Annotated in this window: 18 protein-coding genes; 11 read left to right on the plus strand and 7 right to left on the minus strand. The window is 62.6% G+C overall.

The window, feature by feature from the left end:
* Positions 1-3 precede the first annotated feature (3 nt).
* From fliL to fliF, 7 genes are all read right to left on the minus strand, one after another.
* Positions 4-474, minus strand: coding sequence for a flagellar basal body-associated protein FliL (fliL, locus tag PverR02_RS26070; RefSeq protein WP_046382138.1), 471 nt, complete (start codon positions 472-474; stop codon positions 4-6).
* A 123-nt stretch (positions 475-597) separates the two neighbouring features.
* Positions 598-1,800: a flagellar hook-length control protein FliK gene (locus tag PverR02_RS26075; protein WP_079444658.1), complete on the minus strand. Its 1,203-nt coding sequence runs from the start codon at positions 1,798-1,800 to the stop codon at positions 598-600.
* A gap of 8 nt (positions 1,801-1,808) precedes the next feature.
* Entirely contained in the window at positions 1,809-2,279 is a 471-nt protein-coding gene (gene fliJ, locus PverR02_RS26080; protein WP_046382136.1) for a flagellar export protein FliJ, read from the minus strand.
* Between the two features lie 19 nt (positions 2,280-2,298).
* Complete coding sequence (gene fliI, locus PverR02_RS26085; RefSeq protein ID WP_079444659.1) at positions 2,299-3,666, minus strand: flagellar protein export ATPase FliI; 1,368 nt, start codon at positions 3,664-3,666, stop codon at positions 2,299-2,301.
* Positions 3,663-4,337: a flagellar assembly protein FliH gene (locus PverR02_RS26090; RefSeq protein ID WP_079444660.1), complete on the minus strand. Its 675-nt coding sequence runs from the start codon at positions 4,335-4,337 to the stop codon at positions 3,663-3,665. The genes fliI and PverR02_RS26090 overlap by 4 nt, the downstream gene beginning before the upstream one ends.
* Complete coding sequence (gene fliG, locus PverR02_RS26095; protein ID WP_046382133.1) at positions 4,330-5,328, minus strand: flagellar motor switch protein FliG; 999 nt, start codon at positions 5,326-5,328, stop codon at positions 4,330-4,332. Before fliG ends, PverR02_RS26090 begins: the two co-directional genes overlap by 8 nt.
* Positions 5,321-7,036 (minus strand): flagellar basal-body MS-ring/collar protein FliF, encoded by a 1,716-nt coding sequence (gene fliF / locus PverR02_RS26100; RefSeq protein WP_108524550.1) that lies wholly within the window; start codon positions 7,034-7,036, stop codon positions 5,321-5,323. Before fliF ends, fliG begins: the two co-directional genes overlap by 8 nt.
* 238 nt (positions 7,037-7,274) lie before the next feature.
* On the opposite strand from fliF, the gene fliE reads away from it, so the two are divergent.
* The 11 genes from fliE to PverR02_RS26155 all read left to right on the plus strand — a co-directional run bounded on the left by fliE (position 7,275) and on the right by PverR02_RS26155 (position 18,896).
* The gene (gene fliE / locus PverR02_RS26105) at positions 7,275-7,589 is read left to right on the plus strand and encodes a flagellar hook-basal body complex protein FliE (protein ID WP_046382132.1); all 315 of its coding nucleotides are present in this window, start codon (positions 7,275-7,277) and stop codon (positions 7,587-7,589) included.
* A 99-nt stretch (positions 7,590-7,688) separates the two neighbouring features.
* Positions 7,689-9,095, plus strand: a complete 1,407-nt coding sequence (gene fliD, locus PverR02_RS26110; RefSeq protein ID WP_079444661.1) for a flagellar filament capping protein FliD — start codon at positions 7,689-7,691, stop codon at positions 9,093-9,095.
* Between the two features lie 23 nt (positions 9,096-9,118).
* Positions 9,119-9,520, plus strand: a complete 402-nt coding sequence (gene fliS / locus PverR02_RS26115) for a flagellar export chaperone FliS (RefSeq protein ID WP_046382130.1) — start codon at positions 9,119-9,121, stop codon at positions 9,518-9,520.
* Between the two features lie 2 nt (positions 9,521-9,522).
* Positions 9,523-9,894, plus strand: a complete 372-nt coding sequence (gene fliT / locus PverR02_RS26120; RefSeq protein WP_046382129.1) for a flagellar protein FliT — start codon at positions 9,523-9,525, stop codon at positions 9,892-9,894.
* A gap of 330 nt (positions 9,895-10,224) precedes the next feature.
* On the plus strand, positions 10,225-10,560 hold the full coding sequence (gene flhD, locus PverR02_RS26125; RefSeq protein WP_046382128.1) for a flagellar transcriptional regulator FlhD: 336 nt from the start codon (positions 10,225-10,227) through the stop codon (positions 10,558-10,560).
* 3 nt (positions 10,561-10,563) lie between these two features.
* Positions 10,564-11,115, plus strand: coding sequence for a flagellar transcriptional regulator FlhC (gene flhC / locus PverR02_RS26130; RefSeq protein ID WP_046382127.1), 552 nt, complete (start codon positions 10,564-10,566; stop codon positions 11,113-11,115).
* A gap of 869 nt (positions 11,116-11,984) precedes the next feature.
* Positions 11,985-12,857: a flagellar motor stator protein MotA gene (gene motA / locus PverR02_RS26135; protein WP_046382126.1), complete on the plus strand. Its 873-nt coding sequence runs from the start codon at positions 11,985-11,987 to the stop codon at positions 12,855-12,857.
* A gap of 2 nt (positions 12,858-12,859) precedes the next feature.
* Positions 12,860-13,714 (plus strand): flagellar motor protein MotB, encoded by an 855-nt coding sequence (gene motB / locus PverR02_RS26140; protein ID WP_046382125.1) that lies wholly within the window; start codon positions 12,860-12,862, stop codon positions 13,712-13,714.
* Between the two features lie 102 nt (positions 13,715-13,816).
* Positions 13,817-14,986 (plus strand): flagellar biosynthesis protein FlhB, encoded by a 1,170-nt coding sequence (gene flhB / locus PverR02_RS26145; RefSeq protein WP_046382124.1) that lies wholly within the window; start codon positions 13,817-13,819, stop codon positions 14,984-14,986.
* Complete coding sequence (flhA, locus tag PverR02_RS26150; protein WP_079444662.1) at positions 14,983-17,079, plus strand: flagellar biosynthesis protein FlhA; 2,097 nt, start codon at positions 14,983-14,985, stop codon at positions 17,077-17,079. The genes flhB and flhA overlap by 4 nt, the downstream gene beginning before the upstream one ends.
* Positions 17,076-18,896, plus strand: coding sequence for a flagellar biosynthesis protein FlhF (locus tag PverR02_RS26155; protein WP_079444663.1), 1,821 nt, complete (start codon positions 17,076-17,078; stop codon positions 18,894-18,896). The genes flhA and PverR02_RS26155 overlap by 4 nt, the downstream gene beginning before the upstream one ends.
* Position 18,897: the final 1 nt, after the last annotated feature.

Below are 18,897 nucleotides of genomic sequence, written 5' to 3' on the forward strand. Positions count from 1 at the left end.
GGGTTATTGCACGATAAAGTCGGTGTACAGCACGCGCAGCACCGCAGGTGCGGGTTGCTGCGGCGCCAGGGGCTGCTTGAGGGTTTCCAGGACCTTGCCGGCAAGCGCCGCCTTGCCCTGGGGCGTGATCACCTGCGTGGTGTTCTGCCCGCTCAACAGGGTCAACAACTGGCTGCGTATTTGCGGCATGTATTGCTGCAGCAGGGCCTGGGTCGCGTCATCCGCCACTTCCAGGGCAAACCCCACGTACAGCAGGCTTTGCTCATCGCGCTCGTTCACCAGGTTGACCGTCATCGGGGCGATGGTGACCAACCGCGGCGCCTGGGGCTTTTGCGCCACGGGCTCGACCGTCACTGCCTCAGCCGCCATGCCGTGTTGACTGAAATAGAGGTAGGTGCCGCCGGAACTGGCGGCGACGACGACCAGCGCCAGCAGCAGAATCAAGAGCCAGGGGGTTTTGCGGGTGGTGGTCATTGGCTGGAACCATGGAATGAAGGAAAACGGTTAGGCAGGGCTCAAGTATGACCATCGCCCTGCTCCGCCCATGGCGCGATAAGACCAGGGTAACGGCGGTATCTCGCTGTTTTGATTTGAGAATCAGACGTACAGGTCCACACCCGAACTGCGCAACACCACCTGCTGGACGTGCGCCGGGAGTGCTTCGTCGCGGCTGACCGCTGCGCTGGACGGCTGGGCCTGCGGATCACGCGGTGTCTGGCCGCCCGCGGCCTGGCGTGAAGACTGGTCGCTGACCGAGGCTTGCCCCAACGCGATGCCTTGGGTGGCCAGCGCCTCGCGCAACTGCGGCAACGCCTGCTCCACCGCCGCCCGCACCGACGCATGGGCGGCCTGGAACTGCGCCTGGGTGGTGCCGTCATTCAGGTTGAGGCTGATGGACAACGGGCCGAGTTCGGCCGGGTGCAGGCGCAAGTCCACTTGCTGCTCGCCACGCGTGACCATGTCGACCATCTGCTGGCCCAGGTCAGTCTGCCAATCGGCGCTGCCGATAGCGGCGGTGAGCACCAGGCCATTGCTCGCAACCGTGTCGGCGACGGCCAGGTTCGTCGGGTTGAAGGATGCCGCTGAAAGGCTGAAGACACTTTGCGGATCGGGCTGGCTCTGCGCCTGGCTGTCGTGCGTTTGCGCGCGCACGCTGGGCACGCTGTCGGCGACGCTGGCGACCAGCGTCGGCATGGCGTCGGGCAGGTCGATCGGTTGCGGCGTATCTGCCTCGTCATCCGCCGCAGGCAGGCTGGTCGCCTGGGCCGGCGCACGACTGCTGATCAGCGGGGCGGGCTCGGCTGACTCAGCGCTGACCACCACAGGCAGCGGCACGCTGACAGGCGTCGGCGGTGCCACGATCATTGCGGCGGTATCCAACTGGCCGGCGCTTTCGATCAGGGCCATGCGCTGGCGAATGTCGTCCAGCGAGCTGTCGCCCTTGGTCGTCGACTCAGGTTCTTCAACCGCTGTCACGGGTTGATCGGGCCAGGCATTCGGCACCTCGTCCACCGCTACGGGCTCTGGCTCAGCCAGCGGCACTGGCGCTGCGACCACCGGCGTGGGCAGTGCAGCCGCAGCCGGTTCCGGCATGACCGGGGCGGTGTCCGCAGCCGCCAATGCCGGTGCCAATGTCGGGGCCGGTGCCGACTGAACCACCGGCAGCGGGTCAGCCACTGGTACATCGACCTGGCTTAATACCGCGGCAAACGACTCACTCGGCGCAACCGTCGCCTCAGCGGGAAGACTGGCCGACGCAGGCGCTGCGGTCGATGGCGCTAACGACGCGAGAATGTCCATGGTGTCCCTTAGAGGCTGCTATCGATGGAAGTTGGAAACGCTGCCGCCCGGCGCCGCAATTGGCTGGCCAGTTCGTCCATCTGGCGTTGCTCGACACGCCCGGCGCGCACTTGCGCCTGTTGGGCGCGGCGGCTCAACAACGCTTCAATCGCGTTGACCTTGCGCCACTGCGCCATCCAGGTGATCTGGTGGTGCGCCACCTGTTTGCGGTGGCGCTCCAGGCTTTTTTGCGCACGCTCCACGGCCTCTTCCAGCGACTGCAAAAAGCCCCGGTAGTTGGTCAGCGCCGAAGGGCTCATGCCGTCCTTGGCCAGTTCCAACTGCAGGTTCTGGCGGTACTCCTGCTGGTACTGGTCCAGGGTGCGCAACTGGTTGATCACCAGTTGCTCGGCAGTGCGGCTTTGCGCCAGGGCGCGGGCCGCGATGTCGCGTGCCTTGGCGGTCAGTTCGATCAGCAGGTGCAGCGATTGGTCAGCCATCGATGGTTACTCGAAAAGGTCAGTTGCCGGGGAACAACAGGGTCAGGCCGTGCAGGGTCTCGTCAACGCTGGCACGGTCGTCGATGCGCTGCTGCAGGAACCGTTCGATATGCGGGTACAAACCCACCGCGCGGTCGAGTTGCGCGTCGTGGCCCTGGGTGTAGGCGCCCACGCTGATCAGGTCGCGATTGCGCTGGTAGCGCGACAGCGCCTGCTTGAGCTGATTCGCCTTGCGCTGCTGGGCGTCGCTGGCAATGGCCGTCATCGCCCGGCTGATCGACGCTTCGATATCGATGGCCGGGTAGTGCCCGCTTTCGGCCAGGTGCCGGGACAGTACAATGTGCCCGTCGAGGATCGCCCGCGCCGAGTCGGCAATCGGGTCCTGCTGGTCGTCGCCTTCGCTGAGCACCGTGTAAAACGCAGTGATCGAGCCGCCGCCGGGCGGCCCGTTGCCGGTGCGTTCCACCAGCTTGGGCAGCTTGGCGAACACCGACGGCGGGTAGCCCTTGGTGGCCGGCGGCTCGCCCACGGCCAGGGCGATTTCGCGCTGGGCCATGGCGTAGCGGGTCAGCGAATCCATGATCAGCAGCACGTCTTTGCCCTGGTCGCGAAAGTCCTCGGCCACCCGCGTGGCGTACAACGCGCCCTGCAAGCGTTGCAGCGGCGAGGTATCGGCCGGCGCGGCGACCACCACGGAGCGACGCAGGCCGTCTTCGCCGAGAATGTTGTCGATAAAGTCCTGTACCTCGCGGCCCCGCTCGCCGATCAACCCGACCACGATCACATCGGCCTGGGTGTAGCGGGCCATCATGCCCAGCAGCACCGACTTGCCCACGCCGGAACCGGCAAACAGGCCCAGGCGCTGGCCACGCCCGACACACAACAAGGCATTGATGGCGCGGATGCCCACGTCGATCTGACGGTCGATCGGCGCACGCTTGAGCGGGTTGAGCGGTTGGGTGTGCAGACTGGCGTGGTGGGCGCCCAGCAGCGGGCCGCGACCATCCAGGGGTTGGCCGCCGCTGTCGAGCACGCGGCCGAGCAAGGCCATGCCGAGGGGAAAACTGCGATTGCCGCCGACGCCGGTCTGGCCGTCCTGCGCGGCAAACACCCGCGCCCCTGGTTGCAGGCCGTGGATTTCCGCCAGGGGCATCAGGTACAACGTGTCCCCGGCAAAGCCGACCACTTCAGCCTCGGCGTATACGCCTTCATGGGACGTCAGCTCAATACGGCAGGCGCCTCCCAGCGGCAGACGCAGGCCCACCGCTTCCAGCACCATGCCGGTGGCGCGGGTGATGCGCCCGCTGCGCAGGTGCGGCGCGACCTGCAAGGGCTTGCCCTGCACCGACGCCAGGACCTGGCTCCAGCGCTCGAGGTGCGCGTTCATGGCTGTTCATCCAGGGTGCGCTCGACGCTGCGATTGAGCAGGCCCAACCGCGAAGGCCGCGTGGCATCCAGCTCTCCGCCGGCACTGACCACACGGCACCCGCCGGGCAACATCGCCGAGTCCGCATGCAAGGCCCAGCCTGCCGCTTCGATCTGCTCGCCGAGGCTGTGTTGGACGCGTTGCAGATCCTCCGGGTGGAGCCACAGCTTGGGTTTGCCGGTGAGTTCAAGGTCACTGTCGAGCAGGCTTTTGACCAATACCAGCACCTGCTCCGGCTGGGCGGCCAGCGCATCACCGGCCAATTGTCGGGCGGCCTCCAGCGCAATGCCCACCAACTGGCGGGCAATGTGCGTATCCATCGCCTTGAGGGCCTCGTCGAAGTTACGGCACAGCTCCAGCAGCGGTTGCAACGTCTGCCGCACCTGCTGGTGCAACTCCACGGCGGCGGCCTGGCGCCCTTCGCTCAAACCTTGTGCATAGCCCTGCTCCACGCCTTGGGCATGGCCGACCTGCTGGGCTTCGGCGAGGGTCTTTTCCCGCAGCACCTGCATCTCCAGCTTGCGCTGGAAGGCTTGCTTGCGCACGCGCTCGCGGTGGCTGCTCTGCGGATCATCGCCGAGCGAGGCAGGGCTGCCCAACGGGTCCATCTGCCAGGGCTGCCAATCAGACATAAGTGTCATTACCGCGCGCGGTCACGATTTCGCCGCTGTCGGACAAGCGCCGCACCACCGCAAGGATGGCCTTCTGTTCGGTTTCGATCTGCGACATACGGATAGGACCGCGCGCTTCCATGTCTTCGCGGAACAACTGCCCGGCACGCTGGGACATGTTGTGCAGGAAGCGTTCGAGCAACGCCGGCGGCGAGCCCTTGAGCGCGATCGCCAGGGAGTTGTGCTCCACCTGTTGCAGCAGGGTCTGGATGCCGCGGTCGTCGACGTCGATCAGGTTTTCGAACAGGAACATCTCGTCGAGGATCTTCTGCGCCAGGTCTTCGCTGTGCTCGCGCACCGTGCCGATGGCCAGTTCCTCGTGGGTGGAACTCATCAGGTTGAGGATCTCCGCCGCCGTCCTCACGCCGCCCATTTTGCTGCGCTTGAGGCTTTGACCGTCGAGCATCACGCCGAGCACTTCGGTCAGTTCCTGCAGCGCCACCGGCTGCACGCCGCTGAAGGTGGCGATACGCAGGATGATGTCGTTGCGCAGGCGGTCGGGCAGCAATTGCAGGATGTCGGAGGCCTGGTGACGCTCCAGGTGGACCAGGATGGTCGCGATGATCTGCGGGTGTTCGTCGCGGATCATTTCGGCCACCATCGAGGCCTCCATCAGGTTCAGCTTGTCGATGCCGGAGCCGGTGTTGGTGCTTTCGAGGATGTCGTCGATCAGGCTGGCGGCACGCTCGCTGCCCAGGGCCTTGGTCAGCACCGCACGAATATGGTCGCTGGTCTGGATATTGATGGCCGCGTATTGGTCGGTCTCGTCCATGAACTCTTCGAGTACCTGACGCATTTCTTCATGGGAGACCTGGCTCAGGCGCGCCATTTCCATGCTGATGGCTTCCACATCGCCACTGGGCAGGAACTTGAACACTTCCGCCGCGCTGTCGGCATCCAGGGACAGCAGCAAAATCGCACTGCGGCGCGAGCCGTTCATTTTGCTAGTCATTTTTCTTCATCCATCCGCGCACGATCATGGCGACCAGCCGCGGGTCTTCGGCGGCAATCTGTTGCAGGCTCTGCATGTTCTGCTCGTACACCGCCGACTTGCGCGGCAGGGTGTGCGGCGTGTTGTCCTGGCCGGCGACCACCACGCTGGTACCGGTGCTGGTCGGCATCAGCGCGGTGCCCGGCTCGGCACTGGCCGCGAGCATCTGGGCGTTTCGACTGGCGTTGCGCCGTTGCATCGGTCGCAGCACCAGCCACCACAGCAGCAGCGCGGCAAAGGCCACCAGCAGGTAACGCAAACCACTGATCAGCAGGTTGTAGGCCTCGGGGGTTTTCCACCATGGCGGCTCGGCGACCGAGGTGTCTTCGGTCACGAACGGGCTGTTGATCACTTGCAACGCATCGCCACGACTTTCGGTAAAGCCCATGGCCTGGCGCACCAGGTTATTGATGTTCTCCAGCTCTTCCTTGCTCAGCGGCTCAGCGGTCGGCGCGCCGTCCTTGAGCACCGTGCGGTAGTTGACGACCACGGCGGTGGTCAGGCGCTGGATCGTGCCCAGGCTCGATTTGACGTGCTCGACGTTACGGTCGACCTCGTAGTTGATCATCCGCTCGCTTTGAGTGGCATTCGCCGGCTTGCTGGCCTTGGCATCGGCGGCGGTTGCCGTGCCGCCCGCCGGCGTCGGTGCGGTGGCCTTGGTCGGCGCCGGGGTATTGGGCGGCGAGTTGGTCAGCGCGCCAGGCACGCCGCGACCGGCATCATCGCCTTCCACCACATGTTCGGAGGTTTGCTTGCTGCGCACCGCCGCTTCATGGCTGTCCTGGTTGGGCGCATAGCGTTCGGCGGTGCTTTCGCGGGTGGAGAAATCCACTTGGGCAACGACCTGGGCATGCACGTTCTGGCTGCCGAGCAGCGGCGTGAGGATGTCTTCGATACGCCGCTGGTAGGAGCGCTCGATCTCATGCACATAGTCCAGTTGCGTGCCGTCGGGGCCGGTTGTATCGCCGTGGACCTGGGACAGCAGGCGCCCGTTCTGGTCGACCACGGTTACCGCATCGACACTCAGTTCCGGCACGCTGGAGGTGACCAGATGCACAATCGCGCTGGCCTGGCTTTGCCCCAATTCACGGCCGGGTTGCAGGGTCAGTACCACCGAGGCGCGCGCGGCCTCGCGGTCGCGAACGAATACCGATTGCTTGGCCATCACCAGATGCACCCGCGCCTTGGCCACCGGCCCCAGGGATTCGATGGTGCGCGCCAGCTCGCCTTCAAGGCCGCGCTGGTAGTTGAGGTGTTCGGCGAACTGGCTGACGCCAAAGGCCTGCTTGTCGAGCAACTCGAAGCCGATGCTGCCGCCCTTGGGCAAGCCTTGCTCGGCCAGCTGCAGGCGCAGGGCGTTCATCTTGTCGCCGGGCACCAGGATGGTGTTGCCGCCTTCGCTCAGGCGATAGGGAATCGCACGCTTGTCCAGCTCACTGATGATTTGTCCGCCGTCCGCTTCGCCGAGCCCGGAAAACAACACGCGATATTCCGGCTCGCGCGCCCACAGCAGCAACGCCACCACGACGGCAACCGCGGCGGCTGCCGCCAGCAGCAGAGGCACCAGGGGCTGGTTGCGAAACAGCGTGGTCAACGCCTCCAACGGCTGGGTTGGAACACGGGTCGCCAGGTTCTTTTGCGCGCCTTTGGCCAGGACTGCGGTACTCACGAACACCTCGATGGCGAGGGTAGGGCCTGTACGAAAGACATTGCAGAGTCCGGTAACAGTATTATTAGTCGATCAGCCTCCCCTCGCAGAGAGGAACAGCTGGCAGGGCTTCATTCTGGCGAAAATGCCAAAAGCTAAACGCCGGAAAAGCCACCGCTTTTGTGCTCAATTGGGCGAATGTGCAGGCAGGCAGGCTTGGTAATCTGCTGGCCTGATCGCTTCCAATGGAACCTGCAGCATGAATTCGTCCGCACTGACCAACGCCCTGCAACAACTGTCGCTGCTGGCCGAACAGGCCGAAGGCAGCGGCACGCAACGTTTCGCCCCGGCCACGGGGTTTGCCGGCGAGTTGCAGTCGTCCTTGCAGCGCATCAACCAGTTGCAACAGACCGCCACCCGCCAGTCAAACGCCTTCCAGGCCGGCAGTGAGGCGGTGTCGCTGAGCGATGTGATGGCCGATTCGCAAAAGGCCAGCGTGGCCTTCCAGATGGGCGTGCAGGTGCGTAACCGTCTGCTCAGCGCCTACAAAGACGTGATGGCCATGCAGGTGTAAAAAACTTCGGCGCTTGCCTAAAGACGGGTCAGCCGTTTGCCGATGTTGGGTTCAACCGCACCCCATCGTGTGTGAACACAAACCAGGACAGGCATTCACATGGCAACCACGACCTCTACCACTTCGACTGCAAGCATCACTTCCCTGGGGGTCGGCTCCGGGCTGGACCTGGACAGCATCCTGACCAGCCTGGAGGAATCCAAGGAAGCCAGCCTGCTGACGCCCATCACCAACCAGGAAACCTCGGTCAATGCGGAAATATCCGCCTACGGCACCCTGACCAGCGCCCTGACCAAACTGCAAACGGCGGCAGAAGCACTGGCCGACTCGAGCTTGTATGAATCGTTGACCACCAGCCTGTCCGGCACCGGTGTCACCGCCGCCACCACCAGCAAAGCCGAAGCCGGCACCTATAAACTGGAAGTCACCCAACTGGCCCAAGCCCAAAGCCTGAGCACCAGCGGTGTCGCCAGCAAGACCACCGCCCTGGGCACCGGCACCCTGACCCTGCAAGTGGGCACGGCGGACGCGGTGTCGATTACCCTGGACAGCAGCAACAACACCCTTGAAGGCATTCGTACCGCCATCAATGCCTCGGGGGCCGGCGTGACCGCCTCGATCGTCAACGATGGCAGCGACACGCCGTACCGCCTGGTGCTGACCTCTAACAGCACCGGCACCGAATCGGCAATGACCGTGACCTACACCGGCACCGACAGCACCGACCAGGCGTCCAGCCTGCTCGGCTACGACGGCAGCAGCGGCAACATGACCCAGACCGTGAAAGCGCTGGACGCCGAGCTGACCCTCAACGGCATCTCGATCACCAGCCAAAGCAACACCGTGGAGGGCGCACTGCAGGGCGTCACGCTGAACCTGTCCGCCACCAGCAGCTCGCAGACCCTGACGATTTCCCAGGACACCGACGCGATCTACGACGCCATCTCCACATTCGTCACTGCCTACAACAGCTACGTTTCCAGCGTGGATACCCTCACTGCCTACAATGCCGATTCCGACACCGCAGGCGAGTTGCTGGGCGACTCGACCACCCGCCGCATCAGCACAGAATTGAGCAGCGACCTGTACACCGCCATTGGCAGCGGCACCTTCAGCTATCTGTCGCAATTGGGTATTTCCCTGGAAGTCGATGGCACTCTGCTGGTTGACGAAGACACCCTGACCAGCGCCATCACCGACAACATCGACGCCGTGTCGGAGTTCTTTATCGGTACCGACGGCACCTCCGGCTTCATTGGCCAAATGACGGACGACCTCGACAACTACCTGGACGAAGACAGCGGCCTGATCGTCGCCAGGACCGACAGCCTGGAATCCAAACTGGTGCAACTTGAAGAGCGCTATGTCGAAAAGCAGGCGCTGATCGACTCCGAGATGGCGCGCTGGACCGACGAGTTCACCCAGCTCGACACCTTGATCTCGTCGCTCAACTCCACGTCCGATTACCTGACGACCCAGTTCGATGCACTTAACAGCAGCGATTGACGACCACACCTGGAGCAAATCAGATGAGTTCCCTTCGAGACGCGAATGCCTACGCCAAGGTTGGCGTAGAAAGCGGCATTTTGGCGGCCTCCCCTCACCAAAGAATCGTGATGCTCTTCGACAGTTACCAGGCTTCGATCCGTATCGCACGCCTGCATATGCAGGCCGGCCATACCGCCGAAAAAGGCAAGGCCATCACCAAGGCAATCAATATCGTCAGCCAGGGTTTACGCGCTTCGCTGGACCTTGAACAAGGAGGTGACATCGCCGTGCAACTGGACCAACTCTACGACTACGTGGTTCGTGTGCTGCTTCGCGCAAACCTGAACAATGATGAGACCGCACTGACCACGGCCGCGACGTTACTGGAAAACGTCGCCGCCGCCTGGCTGGCCATCGGTTCGCACATCGAGGAAGAGCGGTAGACATGATGCAAGCACAACTGATCGCCGCTTATGAACAACTGCTCGAACAATCCCAACGCCTGCTCGAATACGCCAAAAAAGCCGATTGGGACGGCATCTTCGCGTTGAAGTCCCAGGGGCTGATCGACGCCGCTTACTTACGCCGCGCGCAGGACCAAGTTGATCTTGATGCAAGCGGTCAGCAATACAAGCTTGAACTACTCAGCCAGATCCTGGCGCTGGAAGAACAAGTAAATTGGTTTTTGCATGCGCGACAAAATGATTTGGGCGAGTTGATGCAGATCAACCGCAAAAAGAGCAATTTAAACACGGCCTACCGAGCCTCATCCAACCAAGTGATACCAATAAGCCATTATTTGTATCGAAAAAAATAACAAATACTTACACGCTGTATCTACGCGAGACACATAATTATGAAACTATCGACTATGTACAGTAAAGTACTGAAAACAGACAAGAAATAACATTCCTCAGTCTGTTATCGTACAAATTACTTGATACTTTAGAAAAAATTAAAAAATTCGGTATTCACGGCCTGTGAGCACATGGCCGGGAGCATGGATAACCGAGTAGCGCTACAACCAGGCATTCGTTGTACAACTATAAAAGCCTGACTTTAGTACTTGTCGATTTGCAGCACTGTCTGCCAGAGGTCGCACCATTAGGTGTGCCGAACTGTAGTACCCAACGGGAGGGGTGGAAAGTTGCCAAATACCAACACTGAGCTTGAAGACATCCAGGACCTGAATCTTTCGTATTTATTACTGGCCCAAAACCTATTGCGCAAAGACCGTGAGATCGCGATTTTTCGCCTGAAACTCAGCGAACAAATGGCTGACCTGCTGACCAAACTCAGCAGCAAGCAAATGACCCAACTGGCGCGAGTCAACCAGTTGATTTGTCGTCCGGTGTTCGAAGAGACCGATCGGCTATCCCGGGTGCTGGGTAACGCGCGCGAACTGGGCATGGTGGAAATTCATTCCGCACTGCTGATGGCCGCCGCCGACCGCACGGGCGATTTGCGCATCGGGGAAGGCTGATCCATGTCAGACAAAAGCCTGGTCACCGAAATGCAGCAAGTGCAACTGGCAATCGAACTGATTGAACTGGGCGCACGGCTGCAGGTGCTGGAAACGGAAACGTCGCTGAGCCGAGGTCGATTGATCCGGCTCTACAAGGAAGTTCGCGGCGCCTCACCCCCCAAAGGCATGCTGCCCTTCTCCACCGACTGGTTCGTGACATGGCTGCCGAACATTCACTCGTCGCTGTTCTACGGTATCTATCGCAGCTTGATGGAAATCAGTGGGCACCGTATCGACGCCTTCGTCAAAGCCTATCGCCTGTACCTGGAACAGGTGGGTGACCAGGAAGGAGAACTGGTGCTGGGACTTACCCGCGCCTGGACCCTGGTGCGTTTTTTTGAAAGCGACATGCTTGAACTGATCCGCTGCTCGTGCTGTTCCGGCGAATTCGTTGCCCATTCACACGCACCGGCGCAGCAGTATGTGTGTGGGATTTGCCAGCCGCCTTCGCGGGCGGGCAAGACCTTGAAGCGCAGGGATATCGACGCACAACTGCTGATACGCAAGGCTTAAGTCGAACCGGATCAAATGTGGGAGGGGGCTTGCCCCCGATGAGGGACTGTCAGTCAGTCATTGTTTGGCTGATCCCCCCCATCGGGGGCAAGCCCCCTCCCACATTTGATCCGGTTGTTCTTTAGAGGTATTTGAACAGGGACATCTTCAATACCCTTCATGCATTACCGGGTCGACAACCTGCCCAGCCCTTGAGCTGTAAACCCAATCCAATGTGGGAGGGGGCTTGCTCCTGATGAGGGAGTGTCAGTCAGTCATTGTTTGGCTGACCCACCCCCATCGGGGGCAAGCCCCCGATGAGGGAGTGTCAGTCAGTCATTGTTTGGCTGATCCACCCCCATCGGGGGCAAGCCCCCTCCCACATTTGATCCGGTTGTTCTTTAGAGGTATTTGAACAGGGACATCTTCAATACCCTTCATGCATTACCGGGTCGACAACCTGCCCAGCCCTTGAGCTGTAAACCCAATCCAATGTGGGAGGGGGCTTGCTCCTGATGAGGGACTGTCAGTCAGTCATTGTTTGGCTGATCCCCCCCATCGGGGGCAAGCCCCCTCCCACATTTGATCCGGTTGTTCTTTAGAGGTATTTGAACAGGGACATCTTCAATACCCTTCATGCATTACCGGGTCGACAACCTGCCCAGCCCTTGAGCTGTAAACCCAATCCAATGTGGGAGGGGGCTTGCCCCCGATGAGGGACTGTCAGTCAGTCATTGTTTGGCTGATCCACCCCCATCGGGGCAAGCCCCCTTCCACATTGGATCTGTGGCGTTTTCAATTTCACCGTCTGCAAAAACCCCCTCAATTCGTCCCTCGCCGTTGCCGATATTCAGCAAGTCATCCATTGCTTGAATCTAAGGAACGACCACGTGCTCATCGTATCCGGGCTTATCGTTGTACTGTTATCGGTGTTCGGTGGCTTTGTCCTGTCCGGCGGCGCCCTTGGCCCGCTGTATCAACCCACCGAGTTACTGATGATTGCCGGGGCCGGTGTCGGTGCGTTCATTGCCGCCAATAACGGCAAGGCCATCCGGGCCACGCTCACCGCCGTGTCACGTTTCAAGCGCAGCGCCAAATACGACAAAACCTTGTACCTAGAATTGATGGCCATGCTCTATGCCTTGCTGAGCAAGGCCCGCCGCGAAGGCATGCTCGCCCTGGAACGGGATATCGAAGAACCCGCGCAAAGCCCGATTTTCGCCCAATACCCACGACTGATCGCTGACCCGCTGATCATCCTGTTCATCACCGATTACCTGCGCCTGTTGGTCAGCAGCGCCATGCAGGCCCATGAACTTGACGAGCTGATGCTGCACGAGATCGAAGGCTTCGAACACGAAGCCCACTTGCCTGCCGATGCCCTCTACAAAGTCAGCGACGCCCTGCCGGCCTTCGGCATCGTCGCGGCGGTGATGGGTGTGGTCAAAGCCTTGAGCGCGGTAAACGTCGGCCCGGACTTGATGGGCCAGATGATCGCTCATGCCTTGGTCGGTACGTTCCTGGGCATTTACCTGGCCTATGGGTTGGTCGCCCCCCTGGCCAGCCGCATCGACCGGCAAGCCGCCGAATCCGCCAAGATGCTGCAATGCATCCGCGTCACGCTGCTGGCCAGCGTGCAGGGCATGCCGCCGCAGTTGGCCGTGGAGTTCGGCCGCAAGGCGCTGCACACCAGCGAACGCCCTGGTGCCCTTGAGCTGGAAACTTATGTGCGCAGCGGCAGCGGCCAGCCGGGAATCGACTGAGCATGAGCGATCAACCGATCATCATCCGGCGTAAAAAAGCCGCCCGGCACGCCCACCATGGCGGCGCCTGGAAGATCGCCTTCGCCGACTTCATGACCGCGCTGATGGCACTGTTCCTGGTGCTGTGGGTACTGTCCAATGCCAGCAAAAACGACAAGGACGCGATTGCCGAGTACTTCAGCACGCCGTTGTTGGTGGCCATGAGCAAAGGCGATCGCAGCACGTCCAGCACCAGCGCGATCCCCGGCGGCGGGCCTGACCAACGCTTCTCCGAAGGCGAGCGCGCGCGCCAGACGACGCGCCCTTCGCCGCTTTCCGGTGATGAGCGGCGTCACCTGGAATCCCTCAAGCAGCGGCTGAACAACGCCGTGGATCGCGACCCGCAATTGCGCGAACTCAAGCAGCAGATCGCGATAGAACTGAGCCCCGAAGGCCTGCGCGTGCAGTTGATCGATACCGACAAGCGCCCGATGTTCGAGCTGGGCAGTGCCAACGTCGCGCCGTACCTGAGCAAGCTGCTCAAGACGTTCGCCCCGGTGCTCAACGAATTGCCCAACCGCATTCAAATCAGCGGGCATACCGACAGCCACCCCTACCCCGGCGGCGATGCCGGCTACAACAATTGGGACCTGTCCGCCGACCGCGCCAAGGCCTCGCGCCAGGAGCTGGTGGCCGGCGGCCTGGACTCCAACAAGCTGCTGCGCGTTTCCGGCATGGCCGACCGCATCCGCTTCCACGGCGCCGGCCCCTACGATGCCGCCAATCGCCGCATCGAAATCATCGTGCTCGACAACCGCGTGGCCGAACGCATCCTGTCCCAGGATGAATACGCGCCAGAGGAACCATCCGCTCATTAACGCGCGATTGTGCCGGGTGTTCGTGCGATCGGCGGCCCGGGCGCCTGCGCACAATAGCGGCTTTGACAGGTCGCGCGGGTTGCCGCAGGCGCCCGGAGAGCCATGGCCGAGACCAGCAGAGAAGACAAGACCGAAGCGGCAACGCCGCGACGGATCGAAAAGGCCCGCGAAGAAGGCCAGGTTGCACGTTCCCGTGAAATGAACACCTTCGTCATGCTGCTGGCCGGCATTGGCGGGCTGTGGCTGATGGGCGGCACCCTCTATGACAACCTTGGCCAGGTGATGGAACAGGCGCTGTTGTTCGACCGCGCACAGCTGTTCGACACCGCACGCATGCTCAGTACGCTGTGGACATTGAGCCAGACCGCGCTGCTGACCTTGGCGCCGTTCTTTGCCCTGACGACCTTCGCCGCCCTCGCCGCGCCGGCCCTGCTGGGTGGGCTGGTGATCACCCTGAAGGCCGTGCGCCCGCAGTTTTCCCGGGTCAACCCCATGAGCGGGCTGGCGCGCTTGTTCTCAGTGCAGGTGCTGGTGGAGTTGGCAAAGGCCATCGCCAAGGCCAGCCTGATCGGTACGGTGATCTACTTCTTTCTGCGCAGCCATATCGAGCAGTTGCTCAACTTGCCGCACATGCCCGCGCCCAAAGCCCTGGCCGCCATGCTGAGCCTGACCGCCAGCGCCTGCACGATGTGCGTCGCGGCACTGATCATCGTGGTGGGCATGGACGTGCCTTACCAACTGTGGACTTACGCCAAGAACCTGCGCATGTCCAAGGAAGAGCAGCGCCAGGAACACAAGAACGCCGACGGCGACCCGCATATCAAGGCGAAGATTCGCCAGATGCAACAGACCCGCGCGCGGCGCCGCATGATGAGCAAAGTGCCCAAGGCCGACGTAATCGTCACCAACCCCAGCCACTTTGCGGTGGCCTTGTCGTACCAGAAAGAAAAGAACGGCGCGCCCCGTGTGGTGGCCAAGGGCGCGGATGATGTGGCGCTGCGCATTCGCGAGATCGCCGCGCAACATCACCTGCCGATGCTGGAAGCACCGCCGCTGGCACGGGCCCTGTATTTCCACGTCGACCTGGACCGAGAAATTCCCATCGAGCTGTACACCGTGGTCGCTGAGGTGGTGGCCTGGGCCATCCGCCTCAAGCGTGTCAGTGAACACGGCGGCGATCTGCCGCCGACCCCGGTGAACCTGACTGTACCGCCAGGCATGGACCAGCGTGGCCCGCGTACCCCGACACCTGAGGATGACCCGAACGCATGAAAGGCATGACCGATTTATTCGGCCCCGACTCCTGGCTGGCCACCACCGACCTCAAGATCATGACCGGCCCGGTGCTGATCGTGCTCATCCTGTCGATGATGATCCTGCCGCTGCCCACGTTCATCCTCGACCTGCTGTTCACCTTCAATATCGCCCTGGCGATCATGGTGTTGATGGTCAGCATGCTCACGGAAAAGCCGCTGGACTTCTCGGCGTTTCCCTCGGTGCTGCTGTTCACCACCTTGCTGCGCCTGTCGCTGAACGTGGCGTCCACGCGGGTGATCCTGATGGAAGGCCACACCGGCCCCGACGCGGCCGGCAAGGTGATCGAAGCCTTCGGCGAGTTCCTGGTGGGCGGCAACTTTGCCGTGGGCCTGGCGTTGTTCCTGATCCTGGTGACCATCAACTTCATGGTGATCACCAAGGGTGCCGGGCGTATCGCCGAAGTCGGCGCACGCTTCACCCTCGACTCGATGCCCGGCAAGCAGATGGCGATCGACGCCGACCTCAACGCCGGTCTGATCGGCGAACCGCAAGCCCGCCAGCGGCGCAAGGAAGTCGCCCAGGAAGCGGACTTCTTCGGCTCCATGGACGGCGCCAGCAAGTTCGTGCGCGGTGACGCCGTGGCCGGGCTGGTGATCATGGGCGTGTGCATCATCGGCGGCCTCGCCATCGGCATCCTGCAACACGGCATGGCCTTCTCCGACGCAGCCCACACTTACACCATGCTGACCATCGGCGACGGTCTGGTGGCGCAGATTCCCGGCCTGGTGATTTCGATTGCCGCCGGTGTCACGGTGTCGCGCGTGAACACCGAACAGGACGTCGGCCAACAGATGATGGGCCAGCTGTTCAGCCGCCCGAAAGTGCTGATGATGACCGCAGGCGTGATGGGCCTGCTCGGGCTGGTGCCGGGCATGCCCAACCTGGTGTTCCTGATCCTTACCGGGCTGCTGGCCGGGCTGGGCTGGTGGTTCTCCAAACAGGAGGAACTGGCCCCGGAGGGCTCACCGGTGCAGACCCTGCTGCCCAAATCCGCCTCGCAAAGCAGCGAAGCCTCCTGGGACGATGTGCACTTGGTCGACACCCTGAGTCTGCGCGTCGGCCATCGCCTGATCCAACTGGTGGATGCGCGCCAGCAAGGCGAGCTGATCACCCGGATCAAAAGCCTGCGCAAAAAATTCGCCCAGGACGTGGGCTTTCTGCCGCCGGTGGTGCATGTGCGCGACAAGTTGGAACTGGCCGCCAACACCTACATCATCAGCCTCAAGGGCGTGGAAATCGGCCGCGGCGAAGTGTTCCCCGGCAAGTGGCTGGCGATCAACCCCGGCAAGGTCACCCATGAGCTGGAAGGCACGGCGGCGGTGGACCCGGCGTTCGGGTTGCCGGCGATCTGGATCGAACCGAACCTGCGCGAGCACGGGCAGATCTATGGCTACACCGTGGTCGACGCCAGCACCGTGACCGCCACGCACCTCAACCACCTGCTGCATCAGCACGCCAAGGACATGCTGGGCCGTGGCGAAGTGCAGAAGCTGCTGGACAAGCTCGGCCCCGACAGCAAGGGCCTGGTCGACGAAGTGGTGCCCAAGCTGGTGTCGCTGACGGTGTTACAGCGCGTGCTGCAGAACCTGCTCGAAGAAAACGTCTCGATCCGCGACATGCGGACCATCCTCGACGCCCTGGCCGAACACGGTGGCGTGCAACAACCGCCGGATGTGCAAGAGCTGACGGCTGTCGTGCGCGTGGCCTTGGGACGCTCCATCGTCAATCAGCTGTTTGGCAACAAAACCGAACTGAAAGTCATCGGCCTGGACTTCAACCTGGAGCAGGTCTTGATGCAGGCGGTGGGCAACGGCGGCGCGCTGGAGCCGAGCCTGGCGGACAACCTCATGCAGCAAACCACCTTGACCCTCAAGCGCCAGGAAAACAGCACCGAGCCGCCGGTGCTGGTGGTGCCCAACAAGCTGCGCCCGGTGTTGTCGCGTTTCCTGCGGCGGCGTCTGCGCCAGCTCACGGTGATTGCCCTGAGCGAAATACCCGACGACCGCACCCTGCGCATGACTAACGTGATCGGAGGCAAACCCAAGTGAGCGCTCAACGATTTATCGGCGCCAACAGCCGCGAAGCCATGAACCAGGTGCGCCTGGCCCTGGGTGAAGACGCGCTGATCCTGTCGAGCCGCATGACCGATGTCGGGGTGGAAATCCTGGCGCTGGCCGAAGCGCCGCCCACGCCCGCCACGGCGGATTTCGCCGCGTTGAGTGAACGCCTGCTGAGTGAAATCCAGACTATGCGCCAGTTGATCGATGGCCGGGGGAAACCCTCGCCCTTGCTCAAATGGCTGCTCGACGCCGGTTTCAGCGCCAGCCTCAGCCAGGAGCTGCTCGACCACAGCCCGCCCCCGCTGCCCGATGCCACACCGGCACGGCTCAAGGCCTGGCTGACGCAACGGCTGGACAGCCAACTGATCCAACTGGCCGATGAAGCCGAGCTGTTCAGCGCCCCCACGATCATTGCCCTGGTCGGCCCCACCGGCGTGGGCAAGACCACCAGCACCGCCAAGCTGGCGGCGCGTTATGTCATGCGCCACGGTCCCGGCCCGGTGGCGCTGGTCAGCACCGACAGTTTTCGCATCGGCGCCCACGAACAACTGAACATTTACGCGCAATTGCTCGGGGTTGAACTGCACGCCCTGGGGCCGGATGCCGCGCTCGGGCCGCTGCTGGACAGGCTGGCCGACAAGCGCCTGGTGATCATCGACACCGTGGGCATGAGCCAGCGCGACCAACGCCTGCTCACCCAAATCAACCAGTTGGGCGCCAGCGGCCGGGCGCTGCGCCTGATGCTGGTGCTCAACGCCGCCAGCCATGGCGACACGCTCGATGAAGTGGTCCACACCTACCGGGACGCCGCGCATGCCGCCGGTTGCTGCCTGGACGATTGCATCATCAGTAAATGCGACGAGGCTGCCAGGCTGGGCCCGGTGCTCGATACGTTGATTCGACACGGCTTGCGATTGAACTACCTGTCGGCGGGCCAGCAAGTGCCGGAAGACTTGCAACTGCCCGGCGCTTCGAACTTTTTGCAGCAAGCGCTGGATACGTCCCGGCCTTCGCGGTTCGCCTCGGCCCCCGGCAAGCCGACGAGCCAACGCCTGAATGCGCTGGTGCGCGGGTTGGTGGGGCAGCGCAAGGCGATGCTGGCATTGCGCGACAGCCTGGTCGCACACGTCGACGGCTTCGGCCCATTGCTCGACGCCTGGCCGCTGATGGCGTTACCGGCGGCGCAGCAACCCGGGCGCTGGGACGCCTTTGTCAGCGCGCAAGCACCGTGCGCGCCCGTTACAGCGGCGAAAGCCGCCGCGACCCAGGGCAACCAGCACGTGGTGTATCGAGGTGAACGCCAACGCCTGGGCAACCTGGCCGGGCACGCTGAAGCCTTCGGCCTCCGCGAGTTGCGCTACCGCAACCGCACTGCGCGGTTGACCTTGAGTCATCTGCCGGTGGTGCTCAAAGACGGGGCGGTTCGCGCCTGGTTCGGCACCCTGCAGGACAGCCACAGCGGCCAACGCTTGGGGCAACGCTATTGGCTGGCCCGGGAACCCCATGGGTTGCATGAACAGGTCAGCGACCTCGTGCAGCAGTTGAAACATGATGAACTGGCCAGCTTGGCTGCGCGCGGCAAGACGCTGTTGCTCGACATGCACCCGCACCTGCACGCCGAACTGCAGCGGTACCTGGCCGCCGGTATCGCCGCCAGTGCCGTGCTCCTGAGCAATGCCAGTGATGACTGGGCCTTCCAGGCCCGTGCCCAACTATTGGGGCTGTTGCCGAAAAAACCCAGGGGCCACGCCGCTGAAATCCTCGAAGGCGTGCTGCACTTTTGCGCCATCACGGAAAGCCTCTGAC

This window comes from Pseudomonas veronii, from assembly GCF_002028325.1.
GTDB classification, from domain to species: domain Bacteria; phylum Pseudomonadota; class Gammaproteobacteria; order Pseudomonadales; family Pseudomonadaceae; genus Aquipseudomonas; species Aquipseudomonas veronii.

What these genes read in the sequence shown, in the direction of transcription:
- fliL (WP_046382138.1), bottom strand. Translation starts at nt 474, where the DNA reads ATGACCACCACCCGCAAAACCCCCTGGCTCTTGATTCTGCTGCTGGCG.
- PverR02_RS26075 (WP_079444658.1), bottom strand. Translation starts at nt 1,800, where the DNA reads ATGGACATTCTCGCGTCGTTAGCGCCATCGACCGCAGCGCCTGCGTCG.
- fliJ (WP_046382136.1), bottom strand. Translation starts at nt 2,279, where the DNA reads ATGGCTGACCAATCGCTGCACCTGCTGATCGAACTGACCGCCAAGGCA.
- fliI (WP_079444659.1), bottom strand. Translation starts at nt 3,666, where the DNA reads ATGAACGCGCACCTCGAGCGCTGGAGCCAGGTCCTGGCGTCGGTGCAG.
- PverR02_RS26090 (WP_079444660.1), bottom strand. Translation starts at nt 4,337, where the DNA reads ATGTCTGATTGGCAGCCCTGGCAGATGGACCCGTTGGGCAGCCCTGCC.
- fliG (WP_046382133.1), bottom strand. Translation starts at nt 5,328, where the DNA reads ATGACTAGCAAAATGAACGGCTCGCGCCGCAGTGCGATTTTGCTGCTG.
- fliE (WP_046382132.1), top strand. Translation starts at nt 7,275, where the DNA reads ATGAATTCGTCCGCACTGACCAACGCCCTGCAACAACTGTCGCTGCTG.
- fliD (WP_079444661.1), top strand. Translation starts at nt 7,689, where the DNA reads ATGGCAACCACGACCTCTACCACTTCGACTGCAAGCATCACTTCCCTG.
- fliS (WP_046382130.1), top strand. Translation starts at nt 9,119, where the DNA reads ATGAGTTCCCTTCGAGACGCGAATGCCTACGCCAAGGTTGGCGTAGAA.
- fliT (WP_046382129.1), top strand. Translation starts at nt 9,523, where the DNA reads ATGATGCAAGCACAACTGATCGCCGCTTATGAACAACTGCTCGAACAA.
- flhC (WP_046382127.1), top strand. Translation starts at nt 10,564, where the DNA reads ATGTCAGACAAAAGCCTGGTCACCGAAATGCAGCAAGTGCAACTGGCA.
- motB (WP_046382125.1), top strand. Translation starts at nt 12,860, where the DNA reads ATGAGCGATCAACCGATCATCATCCGGCGTAAAAAAGCCGCCCGGCAC.
- flhB (WP_046382124.1), top strand. Translation starts at nt 13,817, where the DNA reads ATGGCCGAGACCAGCAGAGAAGACAAGACCGAAGCGGCAACGCCGCGA.
- flhA (WP_079444662.1), top strand. Translation starts at nt 14,983, where the DNA reads ATGAAAGGCATGACCGATTTATTCGGCCCCGACTCCTGGCTGGCCACC.